The sequence below is a fragment of the Erwinia sp. AC075 genome, assembly GCF_979253995.1.
This window is the reverse complement of record NZ_CEEDEU010000001.1, coordinates 4351375-4364838: the sequence shown is the minus strand read 5'-3', so window position 1 is coordinate 4364838 and position 13464 is coordinate 4351375. Positions and strand designations below refer to the sequence as shown.

The 13464-nt window shown below is 53.8% G+C and carries 13 protein-coding genes; 6 read left to right on the top strand and 7 right to left on the bottom strand.

Translation table 11 applies throughout. The annotated features are described in order from the left end of the window. The first annotated feature begins 6 nt into the window (after positions 1-6). Entirely contained in the window at positions 7-1380 is a 1374-nt protein-coding gene (degQ, locus tag AC0IXH_RS20495) for a serine endoprotease DegQ (protein ID WP_471720907.1), read from the top strand. A 77-nt stretch (positions 1381-1457) separates the two neighbouring features. Next, positions 1458-2516: an outer membrane-stress sensor serine endopeptidase DegS gene (gene degS / locus AC0IXH_RS20490; RefSeq protein ID WP_013204070.1), complete on the top strand. Its 1059-nt coding sequence runs from the start codon at positions 1458-1460 to the stop codon at positions 2514-2516. 50 nt (positions 2517-2566) lie between these two features. Here the strand turns inward: degS and mdh are convergent, their stop codons facing one another. Beyond that, positions 2567-3502, bottom strand: coding sequence for a malate dehydrogenase (mdh, locus tag AC0IXH_RS20485; protein WP_013204071.1), 936 nt, complete (start codon positions 3500-3502; stop codon positions 2567-2569). A 435-nt stretch (positions 3503-3937) separates the two neighbouring features. Between mdh and argR the strand changes: the two genes are divergently transcribed. The 3 genes from argR (at position 3938) to yhcN (AC0IXH_RS20470) (ending at position 5494) form a co-directional block, all read left to right on the top strand. Then, complete coding sequence (argR, locus tag AC0IXH_RS20480) at positions 3938-4408, top strand: transcriptional regulator ArgR (RefSeq protein WP_013204072.1); 471 nt, start codon at positions 3938-3940, stop codon at positions 4406-4408. A 437-nt stretch (positions 4409-4845) separates the two neighbouring features. Further along, complete coding sequence (gene yhcN, locus AC0IXH_RS20475; protein ID WP_013204073.1) at positions 4846-5109, top strand: peroxide/acid stress response protein YhcN; 264 nt, start codon at positions 4846-4848, stop codon at positions 5107-5109. Between the two features lie 115 nt (positions 5110-5224). Beyond that, on the top strand, positions 5225-5494 hold the full coding sequence (gene yhcN / locus AC0IXH_RS20470) for a peroxide/acid stress response protein YhcN (RefSeq protein ID WP_013204074.1): 270 nt from the start codon (positions 5225-5227) through the stop codon (positions 5492-5494). Between the two features lie 158 nt (positions 5495-5652). Here the strand turns inward: yhcN (AC0IXH_RS20470) and AC0IXH_RS20465 are convergent, their stop codons facing one another. The 5 genes from AC0IXH_RS20465 to aaeX all read right to left on the bottom strand — a co-directional run bounded on the left by AC0IXH_RS20465 (position 5653) and on the right by aaeX (position 10666). Beyond that, complete coding sequence (locus AC0IXH_RS20465; RefSeq protein WP_013204075.1) at positions 5653-5916, bottom strand: barstar family protein; 264 nt, start codon at positions 5914-5916, stop codon at positions 5653-5655. A 52-nt stretch (positions 5917-5968) separates the two neighbouring features. Beyond that, positions 5969-7423, bottom strand: a complete 1455-nt coding sequence (locus AC0IXH_RS20460) for an NAD-dependent succinate-semialdehyde dehydrogenase (RefSeq protein ID WP_471720906.1) — start codon at positions 7421-7423, stop codon at positions 5969-5971. A gap of 127 nt (positions 7424-7550) precedes the next feature. Next, complete coding sequence (aaeB, locus tag AC0IXH_RS20455) at positions 7551-9509, bottom strand: p-hydroxybenzoic acid efflux pump subunit AaeB (protein WP_013204077.1); 1959 nt, start codon at positions 9507-9509, stop codon at positions 7551-7553. Positions 9510-9522: 13 nt separating this feature from the next. Further along, positions 9523-10455 carry a p-hydroxybenzoic acid efflux pump subunit AaeA gene (gene aaeA, locus AC0IXH_RS20450; protein ID WP_134822869.1) on the bottom strand — a complete coding sequence of 311 codons (933 nt, stop codon included), beginning with the start codon at positions 10453-10455 and terminating at the stop codon, positions 9523-9525. A 7-nt stretch (positions 10456-10462) separates the two neighbouring features. Continuing rightward, positions 10463-10666 carry a p-hydroxybenzoic acid efflux pump operon protein AaeX gene (aaeX, locus tag AC0IXH_RS20445; RefSeq protein WP_013204079.1) on the bottom strand — a complete coding sequence of 68 codons (204 nt, stop codon included), beginning with the start codon at positions 10664-10666 and terminating at the stop codon, positions 10463-10465. Positions 10667-10946: 280 nt separating this feature from the next. Here aaeX and aaeR point away from each other — a divergent pair, with 280 nt between their 5' ends. After that, positions 10947-11864: an HTH-type transcriptional activator AaeR gene (gene aaeR, locus AC0IXH_RS20440; protein WP_471720905.1), complete on the top strand. Its 918-nt coding sequence runs from the start codon at positions 10947-10949 to the stop codon at positions 11862-11864. 71 nt (positions 11865-11935) lie between these two features. On the opposite strand, the gene tldD is transcribed toward aaeR, so the two are convergent. Continuing rightward, a complete protein-coding gene (gene tldD, locus AC0IXH_RS20435) occupies positions 11936-13381 on the bottom strand; it encodes a metalloprotease TldD (RefSeq protein WP_013204081.1) in 1446 nt (481 codons plus the stop codon). Positions 13382-13464: the final 83 nt, after the last annotated feature.

Below are 13464 nucleotides of genomic sequence, written 5' to 3'. Positions count from 1 at the left end.
TTAGCGATGAAGAACAAATCCTTACTGTTAAGTGCATTGGCATTGAGTATTGGCATGAATCTGACCATTGCTCCCCAGGCGATGGCTACGCTCCCCGCGCAAATTGAGGGGCAACCGCTGCCAAGCCTGGCGCCAATGCTGGAAAAAGTGCTTCCTGCGGTCGTTAGCGTCCATGTGGAAGGCACCCAGACGGCTGCGCAGTCTCAGGAGATCCCTGAGCCGCTGAAAAAATTCTTTGGTCAGGGCCAGGACGGTGATTCCCAGCCGCAGCCATTCGAAGGTCTGGCTTCAGGCGTGGTGATCAACGCCGATAAGGGCTATGTGCTCACCAACAATCATGTGGTCAATGGCGCCAGTAAAATCAGTGTCCAGCTGAGTGATGGCCGTGAATTTGATGCCAAACTGATTGGTCACGATGAACAAACCGACATCGCGCTGATCCAGATCAGCGGCGCAAAAGGCCTGACGCAGATTAAAGTGGCGGATTCCGATCAGCTTAAAGTCGGTGATTTTGCCGTCGCCATTGGCAATCCATTTGGCCTTGGCCAGACCGCCACTTCAGGGATTGTCTCTGCGCTGGGGCGCAGCGGCTTGAATCTTGAAGGTCTGGAAAACTTTATTCAGACGGATGCCGCCATCAACCGCGGTAACTCCGGTGGCGCGCTAGTGAACCTGAATGGCGAACTGATTGGCCTGAATACCGCCATTCTCTCCTCCGCCGGGGGCAATATCGGCATTGGCTTTGCCATCCCAAGCAATATGGCGATGAACCTGGCTCAGCAGCTGATTGATTTCGGCAAAGTGAACCGCGGTCAGTTGGGTATTAAAGGCACTGAGATGACGGCGGATATGGCCAAAGCCTTCAATGTGGATGCCCAGCGCGGCGCGTTCGTCAATGAAGTGCTGCCAGGCTCTGCGGCGGCGAAAGCGGGCATCAAGGCCGGGGATATCATCACCAGTCTGGATGACAAGCCGATCGACAGCTTCGCTGCACTGCGGGTGAAAATTGGTACTACCGCACCGGGTAAAGACGTCAAGGTCGGCCTGATCCGGGAAGGTAAGCCGGTTAACGTTACCGTTAAACTGGATGCCAGTACGCAAACCTCGACCACGGCCGATCAGACCACTCCGGCTCTGCAAGGTGCTACCTTCATCGATGGCGCCGCGAAAGACGGAACCAAAGGCGTGGTAGTGGATGACGTGACCAAAGCCTCACCCGCTGAGCAATATGGCCTGAAAAAAGGCGATGTGATTATTGGCCTCAACCGCACCAAGGTGGCTAATCTGGCCGAGCTGCGCAAGCTGCTGGAAGCCAAGCCACCGCTGCTGGCGCTGAACGTGATCCGTGGCGATGCGAGTATCTATCTGCTTTTACGTTAAATCATGAAGCGGACACCTGCGTGTCCGCTTAACTCATGCTATCCTGCCAAACGTTCATTCACTCACCATTTAAAGCCATGTTTCCTAAACTATTGCGTTCAGTGCTTCTTGGCCTTGTAGTTGCGGGTTTGCTGCTGGCCGGCATGCCAGCATTGCGGATCGGCAGTGACTTTTTCTCGCACAAAGATGACAGCGCTAATGAAACGCCTGTCAGCTACAACTCTGCCGTGCGTCGGGCTGCCCCGGCGGTAGTGAATGTCTACAATCGCAGTGCCAATGCCTCTGCTGACAACCTCGAAATCCGCACGCTGGGATCTGGCGTGATCATGGATGGGCGTGGCTATATCCTTACTAATAAACACGTGATCAACGATGCCGAGCAGATTATCGTTGCGCTGCAAGATGGCCGCATCTTTGAGGCAATGTTAGTAGGTTCGGACAGCCTGACCGACCTAGCGGTGTTGAAGATCACCGCGTCCAGCCTGCCCGTTATCCCAATCAATCCCGCGCGCATTGCCCATATCGGCGATTTAGTGATGGCTATCGGCAACCCGTACAATATTGGGCAGACGGTGACCCAGGGGATTATCAGCGCCACTGGCCGCGTTGGTCTGAGCCCTTCCCGCTACCAGAACTTCTTACAGACAGATGCTTCCATCAACAAAGGGAACTCGGGCGGCGCCTTGATTAACTCTCTCGGTGAACTGATGGGAATCAATACGCTGTCGTTTGATAAGAGTAACGACGGTGAAACGCCGGAAGGCATTGGCTTTGCCATCCCTACGGCACTGGCTGCGAAAATCATGGATAAGCTTATTCGCGATGGTCGCGTAATCCGTGGGTTCATCGGCATCAGTGGCCGTGAAGTACCGCAAATGCACGGACAAAACAGCAGCCTGGATCATATTCAGGGCATTGTGGTGACCAATGTTTCTCAGGGAGGCCCGGCAGCCAAAGCGGGTCTGCAAATCAATGATGTGATCACCAACGTGAACCATAAACCGGCTATTTCGGCGGTGGAAACAATGGATCAGGTTGCGGAGATTCGACCGGGAACCGTCATTGACGTGGATATCATTCGCAACGATCAAAAAATGACGCTGCCGATTACCGTGCTGGAATATCCGGGGAATTAAGCGGGAAGTGATGGAATGCAGGGCCAGACAGCGCTGGCCCTGTAGCAGGCTTATTTAACGAATTCTTCGCCCAAGGTAATGTCTTTCTTCAGCGTATCCAACATGCCGTCCAACGACTTCTGCTCAAAAGCGCTCAGCGTGCCGATTGGCTTGCGCTCAACGATGCCGTTTTTACCCAGCAGCAGCGGTTGTGAGAAGAAGCGAGCATGTGCGCCATCTCCCTCAACGTAAGCACATTCCACAACGTTGCTTTCACCGTTCAGAGCGCGTACCAGCGACAGACCGAATTTGGCCGCAGCCTGGCCCATCGACAGCGTCGCGGATCCGCCACCTGCTTTCGCCTCAACCACTTCGGTACCCGCGTTCTGGATACGTTTCGTCAGATCGGCCACTTCCTGTTCAGAGAAGCTGACGCCTGGGATCTGGGAGAGCAGAGGCAAGATAGTCACGCCTGAGTGTCCACCCACTACCGGGATGTTCAGCTCGGCAGGATTTTTGCCCTTCAGCTCAGCGACGAAGGTGTTGGAACGGATGATATCCAGCGTGGTAACGCCAAAAAGTTTGTTTTTATCGTAAACGCCGGCTTTTTTCAGCACTTCCGCAGCAATCGCGACCGTGGTGTTAACCGGGTTAGTGATGATACCTATCAACGCCTTAGGGCAAGTGCTGGCAACCTGTTCAATCAGATTACGAACAATACCGGCGTTAACATTGAACAGATCGGAGCGATCCATGCCTGGCTTACGCGCCACGCCAGCGGAGATCAGGACCACGTCAGCGCCTTTCAGCGCCGGCGTTGCGTCTTCGCCACAGAAACCTTTGATATTGACTGCGGTAGGGATATGGCTCAAATCAACAGCTACGCCAGGCGTAACGGGAGCGATGTCGTACAGAGAGAGGTCGGAACCCGCCGGAAGCTGGGTTTTTAGCAGAAGTGCGAGAGCCTGGCCAATACCGCCAGCTGCGCCGAGAACTGCAACTTTCATCCTGAACTCCTTATTATAGTGAGCGTAAAGTGCTGTGAATCCATCTGGTTATGAACATAGTCCAGCCTTCAGCGCTTTGCGATTGCTTTCATGTCGATCTGAGCGCTCACGCCCAAAACCGCTGAAGCAAATGATTAACCGCATAGGGTGCAAGGCCGCTCGTAGCCAGCGACAAACAGCACGATTCGGCCTTACATTACACCCTTAGCGCTAAGCAGAACAACATCAATTTAATAACAAATCGTTTACTTTTTGCGCTACATCCTTGTCTGAGCGGGCATTTTTTTTCCATCAAAAGTTTGGCATACTGTCACCCCTTCACCGCTCCCCCGCATAAAACACCCTGCCTTATTGCATAACCATTCATTTAATTGCATAATCACCGCCAGTCCCATCAGGGAATCCCCTTTATTTCTGACTCTTAAGCGGAAGCCTATGCGTAACCCATCAAAACAGGAAGACCTGATTAAAGCCTTTAAGGCTTTATTGAAGGAAGAGAAGTTCAGCTCGCAGGGCGAGATCGTCGCCGCTTTACAGGAAGATGGCTTCGACAATATCAATCAGTCTAAAGTCTCCCGCATGTTGACCAAGTTTGGTGCCGTGCGCACACGCAACGCCAAGATGGAAATGGTCTATTGCCTGCCTGCGGAACTGGGCGTGCCGACCACCACCAGCCCGCTTAAAAACCTCGTGCTGGATATCGACTACAACGATGCGTTGGTGGTAATCCATACCAGTCCGGGTGCCGCGCAGCTTATCGCTCGCCTGCTGGATTCCCTCGGCAAAGCTGAAGGGATCCTTGGCACCATTGCCGGCGATGACACCATCTTTATTACCCCTGCCCGCGCCTTTACGGTAAAGCAGCTGTTCGAAGCGATCCTGATCCTCTTCGAGCAAGAGTTATAAGCAGCAGCAATTAACGCCTGATTTTTAACCTAAGGCTAACCACCCCGTATCATCATCTTTTCTTAGAGCCGGCGCCTGCCGGCTTTAGCTTTTCTGCCCTTCCACGCCTCACTATTCAGCATGATGCACTGCCTCGCGGGCGACATGTCAGGCAGAAAAACCAGATACTCTCGTCTCATGGTGTGATCCACCACAAATAAGCGCACGAATGGCTAAAGTCACATATCCCTATGTTTTTACATGTATTTAACATGGATAGGGCAACTTATAAGCGTTTTTTATAACGTCTGGTTATTAAAATGCAGTTTTCGGTTAAAGTATCCCAACAAAACATTATTAGCACGCTATTAATTTTTTACGTTATTAGATCTATACTTGTTTTCGTGATGACAATCACACTAAACAAAAAGATAAAAACATACTACGAGGAAATAATCATGAACATTAAAACTACTGTTGCGGCTGTAACCGTTCTTTCTGCTCTCTCATTTGGTGCTTTTGCAGCTGAATCTGTTAATGCGGATCAGGCGCAAAATCTGCAATCAGTTGGCACCATCTCCGTAAGCGGCGTTGCCGGTTCACCGATGGACATCCGCCAGCAGCTGAATGCGAAAGCTGACGCTCAGGGCGCAAGTGCTTACCGAGTTATCGAGGCGTACAACAACGGTAACTACCACGCGACTGCAGAGCTGTACAAATAAGCAAAGATTACCCGGCAATACGGTATTAACGACTAAATAAAAACGATAACCCCAAGAATAATAAACGCTTTTTAGCCCTTTCGGTTACCGCTCAACCCTATCTGGAGCATCTATCATGAAAACCAAATTAGCAATCGCAGTACTCGGCCTGGCCTCAGTTCTTTCTTTCGGCGCCAGCGCCGCTCACCTGATAACTGATCAGCAGGCAAGCGAGCAGAACCTGCAGTCAATGGGCACCATTAGTGTCAGTGGTGTTGATGGCGCGCCAACCGATATCCGTCATGAGCTTTCTCAGAAAGCGGATCAGCAAGGTGCCAGCTCTTATCGTGTGATCGAAGCGCGTAACGATGGCAACTACCACGCCACCGCAGAGCTGTATAAATAAATTCTGATAAGTACAAAAAATTAGAAGGTGCCAGCACCTGCGTGTTGTCGAACGCGCGAATCCCTCTCGCTGGCTTGTCACTGCTACTGTAAGACATTCCTCGTCAGTATGACGAACCCTTTGGCCCCGCTTGTCGGGGCCCTTTTTGTTTCTGCTGACTAGCGAACGTTAAATCGGAGCTGCCCTTCCAGCTCCTCTTCTGCTTCATCAAACAGCAGGATTAACGCGCCATAACGCCGCTTCTGTCCGCTCCCCAAATGTACAAATTCAATTTCCAGGGGTAATGGCAACAGCGTCACCGCGTCCCATAAGCTGTCCAAATCCTTCACATTCAGATCGGCCAGCGCAAACCGTTCGCTGAACTGGCGGTAGAAGTGTGCCTGATCGACAATTTCATCAAAATCAAAAATCTCTGTTCTCATGCTAGCCGCTCCACGAGGCCCACGGTTGGGCGGCATACTGCCGCCCGGTGAGTTACAGTCCCCCAATATGCAGGGCTTTCACTTCTAAAAACTCTTCCAGTCCCAGCACCGAACCTTCACGTCCTAGGCCAGATTCTTTTACGCCGCCGAAAGGTGCCAGCTCCGTCGAGACGGCACACTCGTTAATGCCGACCATGCCACTCTCCAGTGCCGCCGACACGCGGAACACACGCTGAAGGTTTTGCGTATAAAAATACGCAGCCAGCCCGAACTCGGTATCATTTGCCCGACGAATAACCTCGTCTTCCTCATCAAAACGGAAGCAGGCAGCCACGGGGCCAAAGGTCTCTTCTTTTGCCAGCTTCATCTTCTCGTTGGCTTCGGCTATCACCGTGGGCTGCCAGAAATTGCCACCCAGAACATGGCGGGCACCGCCAGTAACAATCTTGCCTCCGTGGGCGACCGCATCCTTGACGTGTTCTTCCACTTTCTCCAGCGCAGAAGCCTCTATCAGCGGCCCGACGATCACCCCTTCTTCCATGCCATTACCGACCTTCAGTTTTTTCACCTCATCAGCCAGCTGGCTGACGAAGCGGTCATAAACGCGGTTGTGGATATAGAAGCGGTTCACGCTGACGCAAACCTGGCCCGCGTTACGGAATTTATTGGCGATGGCGCCTTTCACCGCGGCATCAATATCGGCATCGTCAAACACGATATAGGGTGCGTTACCGCCCAGTTCCATCGAGACCTTTTTCATCGTCTCTGCGGCATTTCGCATCAACAGCTTGCCGACGGCGGTCGAGCCGGTAAACGAGATCTTCCGAACCGCCTTGCTGGCCATAATGGCATCGCTGATTGCATGGGTGTCGCCCGCGACAGCATTGAGAACTCCATCGGGTACACCGGCTTTCTTCGCCAGTGCCAGCAGCGCAAAGGCTGAAAGTGGGGTGTTGTTGGCGGGTTTGATAATGCCGGTACAGCCTGCGGCCAGTGCAGGACCAAGTTTGCGGGTCAACATTGCCATGGGGAAATTCCACGGTGTGATCGCGGCCACCACCCCAATCGGTTCCCGCGTGGCCAGGATCCGCGAGCCGGCTTTGGCAGGAGGAATGATCTCGCCGTTAGCGCGCTTGGCCTGTTCAGCAAACCATTGAATGAAGCTGGCGGCATACTCCACTTCGCCTTCAGCTTCCTTCAGCGGTTTGCCCTGTTCGGCGGTCATTAACTTGCCGAGCCAGGCTTTGTTGTCGATCATCAGCTGATACCAGCGGTTAAGGATTTCGCTGCGCTCTTTGGCTGTTTTAGCACGCCAGGCGGGGAAAGCCTTCTCTGCAGCCGCGATCGCCTGCTCTGTTTCGCTTTTACCGGCTTTGGCGACCTGGGCTACCACTTCACCCGTTGCCGGATTCAGTACATCGAAGGTGGCAGCGGTACGCAGCCACTTGCCATCACAAAAATAGCCGGTCTGGAACAGTTCGTGATCCTGAAGTAATGAGGTGCTCATCGTGTTCTCCTGAGGGGTTTGCCATCCTGATGGAATAAGTATAGATGGCACACTTTATCCCTGTATGAACCCGTCGGAGAGAAACGTGAATGGGAAAGCGCTGATACCGAACGGTATCAGCGTAAAGTCAGATTTGGATGAGGGTGTTCTGGTACTTTTTCAGCGTATTCGCCAGCCTTTTGACCGGCTCGGTTACGTTCAGCGGCGCGTCATAATGCACCAGCTTGCCCTGATAAGTGTCCAGCTCGGCCAGCAGCTGCTCGAAATAACGATGACGTTTTGCATCGGTTCTTGCGGCAATGACCTGATCGGCGGTATGCCGCAGCTGTTTATGGTAAGCCGATAAATCCTCATTAACCGGGATATCTGCATCCCGCAAACGCTGGTGCCCAATGATCAACGTCAGGGCAATGCGGAATTTATCGATATCACCAGGGAAAATGTTCAGCAACATAAAGAGCTGGTGATACAGCGCCGGCAGATGATTCTCACGACGGCGAGCCTGATTGGTGCTCATGGCGGCCACCGCGGCATACATAAAGCGATTCAGCAGGATGCGGCCGGTGCGGGCTTTCGACGTGTCCCGGATCAACAGGATCACCAGCAGCGCGAGGAAGCAGCCGATAGCCTGCCCCAACGCGTTATCCAGAAACGCGGTGACGTTAAAGGTCATCGGGTTATCCAGGGTAATAATGTTGATGGTGCCGACCAGACCACCCAAAGTACCAATCTGCCGCCGCTGGATCAGTATTCCACCGATAAATGCCATCACACCCAGCGAGATGCACAACAGCAGCATACTTTGCTGCGTTGACGGCATGATCACCATGTAATAGAGCGATCCGAGCGGGATCGCCACGATCATGCCGTAGAGGAAATCCTTCGCCATCATCAGGGGATTCGGCATACGCATCGCCAGTGCGGTGATCACCGCCAGCATGACCATCGCGCCGCTTCCGGAAGCCCAGCCGGTCCACAGCCAGAAAAGAGAGCCTACTGCGGTGGCCACAAACGTCCTGATACCGTTGATCATCGCATGGCGGGATTCGGCCGAACGCATCTTCACCACCGGCTCATCCTTCAGCACTTCCCGTTCGATACGGCTGATGCTGCTATTGGTATGGATGCCTTTTAACAACAACAGGTAGCGCGTGGCGGCGACTACCCAGTTCTGCAACGTAACCGGCGTGTTTTTGCTGCCACTGGTGGTGATAACCCGGCGCATAATCTTCATCCGCTTGTGGATGTCACCGATGTTTTCTACCGATTTATCAAAGAAGATATGGAACTGCGGCGGGACATACTCTTTTCGGCTGTCCTGAATCAGATAGGTTTCGGCGGCCTGGGTAATCAGCGCCAGCGAAAGGGTATTCAGCGCACGCATGCGCTCATCGATTTTCTGCCAGCGGCTGGACTCCATCATCAGGTTGCCCCGCATGCCGTTCAGCGCCGTGGTGCGGCGAACCAGGTTGGTCCACAGCCTGTCGACTTCTTCCTTGTCGCCGTGTGCGACACAAAGCTGCATCAGCTTGTACTGATCCACCAGCAGGGCATCAATTTCCCGGTCAATGTCCTGCTTCACCGAGCGCGGCGAAAACAGCATATCGGCGAGGATGGCGCAGACAATCCCGATGATGATTTCGCTACAGCGTTCCACCGCAAACTGCGGAGCCAGCAGTACTGAACCGTTCGCATCCACACTGACCACAATGATCAGCGCGGTGTAACCCGCCAGACCCAGCGCATAGGAGTTTTCAATTTTGATCAGGGAAGAGAGCCAGACGCAGAGTCCGGCCCACATGCAGCAAAGCAGCATCATTAACGCCGGTGCCCTGATGGTGGCGATCATGATGGTCAGTGCCGCAATACACCCCAGGAAGGTGCCGATGATACGCAACATGCCGCGGTGGCGAAGCGCGCCGGAGAACGGATCGCCACCGGCAGCAAACGCCGTTCCGCCTGCCACGATGCAGGCGGTCATTACCGCCCAGCGAGGCGTCTCAAGATTGAAGTGAAAACCGATTAGCAAAGACAGCACAATGGCAAAAGTCAGCTTGATCGGGAACCGCAAACGGTGCCACTGCATAATGCTCTCCTGCTTAGCCGAACTCACGCAGGCGATGCATCAACTTCGACATCGGTGACATCTGTTCCGGCTTGCGATCGGCTGCGCCGGTTACCACTACCGTCGCCGTGGTGCCGGATGGATAAAGATTGCCCTGCTGCTCGTCCAGGTGAATACGCACCGGCACACGCTGCGCCAGACGCACCCACTCCAGGTTGGAGTCAATGGTCGCCATCCCTTTACTGTCGATGGTGCTGCTGCTGTTAGTCACACCCGCCGCAACGCTGTCCACCGTACCATGCAATACGCGGTTGCTGCCCAGCGGCGTAATCTCGACACGGTAACCCGGACGGACGCCTTCCAGCTTGGTTTCTTCCATATAGGCCAGCACATAGAAAGTATGCTGCTGCACCAACGCCACGGCGGTTGAGCCACGGGTAATGAATTCACCGCGGTAAACGTTCAGGTTAGTCACCCAACCATCGGCCGGCGCTTTCACCACGGTACGCGTCAGATCCAGTTTTGCGGTATCGCGCGTCGCGATGGATTTCGCCAGCTGGTGCTCGGAGGTCTGGTAATCGTTATTGGATTGCTCGATGGCCTCACGGGACATGGCAGTGACACCCAACTGATTGCGGCGGGCCGCTTCACGACGTTTCTCGTTCACCAGCGCCTGGTAGTAAGCCACATCGGCTTCAGCTTCATCCAGCGCCTGTTGATAGCGCGGCTGATCGACCACGAACAGCACCTGGTCTTTCTTCACCAGCTGGTTATCGCGTACCTTAACATCCGTTATCAGGCCGCTCACGTCCGGGGCAATCGCCACGACATCCGCAGTAAATTTAGCATCACGTGTCCACGGGGATTCTGTGTAGAACACCCATGCGCGGAAAATCAGGATAACGGCGATGACGACTAGAATCAGGGTTATGGCGTATCGGGCAATTTTTGTAGTTAGCGCTTTCACTATGACCTCAGACAAACAATCGGGAAACCAGGTAGAACAGGCAGCAGTAGAGTGCTGTATTAAACAGTGCAGGATGCCAGACCAGGTCATAGATCCCGGTTGGTGTCAGCAAACGACGCACCAGCCAGAACAGCATCAATGACACAATAATTTCGAAGAAAATGGGCGGAAAAGAGAGCCCAAATATCACAATAACCGGAAGCATACTCATCTTTTATCCTTGTCAGTACCTTACCGGGCACACGCCTTCTGGCAGACTCAAGCCACCTCCCGGTTGAGGGGGGCTGCTGCTTTACAGGTTGATGATGATAGAGTAACAGACAAGCTGTCAGATAATCATAACCGGCGCTCAATGAATAATAGCGTATTCAGGAGCCAGCATTGTGGTGAGTAGAGTTACGGAAAGGTAACCCGGCGCCGCTATAATAACGCGCCTGACTATGTGTTTTCTACCTAATGTGATCTAAATCACTTTTAAGCCAGGGTTAACAATGGAAAGACTTAAGGGCATGTCCGTGTTTGCACGGGTGGTAGAACTGGGATCCTTTACCGCGGCGGCTAACCGGATGCAAATGAGCGTCTCGGCCGTCAGCCAGACTGTAGCCAAACTGGAAGATGAACTCCAGGTCAAATTGGTGAATCGCAGTACCCGCAGCCTGGGACTGACCGAAGCCGGGAAGATCTACTTCCAGGGCTGTCGACGAATGATGTCTGAAGCGCAGCAGGTTCATGAACAGCTGTACGCGTTTAACAATACCCCAGTGGGAACCTTGCGCATTGGCAGTTCATCCACCATGGCGCAAAACGTGCTGGCCAACATGACGGCGGAGATGCTGCGGGAATATCCCGGCCTGACCGTAAATCTGGTCACCGGCAGCCCAGCTCCCGATCTTATCGCTGACGGGCTGGATTTAGTGATCCGCGTCGGCGCGCTGCAGGACTCGAGTCTGTTTTCACGGCGGTTGGGGTCAATGCCGATGGTGGTTTGCGCCGCAAAAAGCTATCTGACCCAACATGGCACACCGGAGAAACCGTCAGATTTAGGTAACTTTTCTTGGCTGGAGTACAGCGTCCGCCCGGATAACGATTTCGAGCTGACGTCGCCTGAAGGCGTCTCTATCCGCCTTTCTCTTCAGGGGCGTTTTGCCACCAATGACTCACAAACCCTGATCCGCTGGCTGGTTTCAGGAACCGGCATCGCCCATGTGCCGTTAATGTGGGTGATCGATGAGATTAACGCCGGACAGGTGGAGATCCTGTTTGCCCATTATCAATCCGCACCACGGCCGGTTTATGCGGTTTATACCCAGAAGGACAAGCTGCCGTTGAAGGTGCAGGTGTGTATTAACTATCTCACCGAGTATTTCGATAAGGTGGCGGACGTTTATCAGGAATCGCGGCAGGAGTAGAGGCCAGAAAAGCCAAAGGGACGATTTCTCGTCCCTTTGGGTGTCGCTTTTCAGCTATGCGTTTAAACGGATTACGCGGTGCCGCCAACCGTCAGCTTATCAAGCTTCAGCGTGGGCTGACCCACACCAACCGGCAGGCTCTGGCCTTCTTTACCGCAAACGCCCACGCCTTTATCCAGCGCCAGGTCGTTTCCGACCATCGAGATTTGCTGCATCGCTTCGATGCCCGAGCCAATCAAGGTCGCGCCTTTTACCGGTTTGGTGACCTTGCCGTTCTCAATCAGATACGCTTCTGAGGTAGAGAACACAAACTTACCTGAGGTGATATCAACCTGACCGCCGCCGAAGTTCGGTGCATACAGGCCGTACTCCACGCTTTCGATGATGTCCTGCGGCGTGGATTTACCGGCCAGCATATAGGTATTGGTCATACGCGGCATTGGCAGATGAGCATAGGACTCACGGCGGCCGTTGCCCGTTGGGTTAACCCCCATCAGGCGCGCATTGAGCTTATCCTGCATGTAACCTTTCAGAATGCCGTTTTCAATCAGTACGTTGTACTGACCCGGTACGCCTTCATCATCGACAGCCAGCGATCCACGCAGACCTTCGATGGTGCCATCGTCGACCACGGTACAGAGCTCAGAAGCCACCAGCTGCCCCATCTGGCCACTAAAGACCGAGGTTCCACGGCGGTTAAAGTCGCCTTCCAGACCATGACCGACCGCTTCATGCAACAGCACGCCCGGCCAGCCGGCACCCAGTACCACCGGAATGGTGCCTGCCGGGGCAGCAACCGCATTCAGATTAACCAGCGCCATTCGCACCGCTTCACGCGCCCAGGCTTCAGCACGCATTTCGCCAGACTCATCAGCCAGGAAGAATTCATAGCCGAAGCGCCCGCCGCCGCCGCTTGAACCACGCTCACGCTTGCCGTTCTCCTCTACCTGCACGCTGACAGAAAGGCGAACCAGCGGGCGAATATCGGTGGCCAGCGTGCCGTCAGTGGCGGCCACCAGAATCATTTCATACACGCCGCTCAGACTGGCGCTGACTTCCTGAACACGTTTGTCCGCAGCACGGGCGGCGCTATCGACGCGGTGCAATAACGCAATTTTTTCTTCACGGGTCAGGCTCTGCAGCGGATCCACCGTTGGGTACAACGAACGATGCATCACCGCGCCAAGCGTATGGGATTTTCCGTTCCCCTGCTCACGGACAATGCTGCGCGCAGCGGTAGCGCTCTGCGTCAGGGCATTCAGCGTAATCTGGTCTGCATAGGCAAAACCGGTCTTTTCGCCGCTGACGGCACGGACGCCGACACCCTGATCGATATTCCATGAACCGTCTTTAATGATGCGGTCTTCCAGCACCCAGGACTCGTGAAAGCTGGACTGGAAATAGAGGTCGGCATAATCCAGTTTACGTTCAGACAGCTGACCGAGAAGGGAAAAGAGATCCTGTTGATTAATGTTGTTAGCAGTTAGTAACTGCTCACTTACCAGATTCAGACTCATGAATTCTCGCTCTGTTTGGATGAGCCAGTAACCGCTGGCATCGCATATCTATAGCCTGAGGCAATTCGCAGGTCACGTCAAAT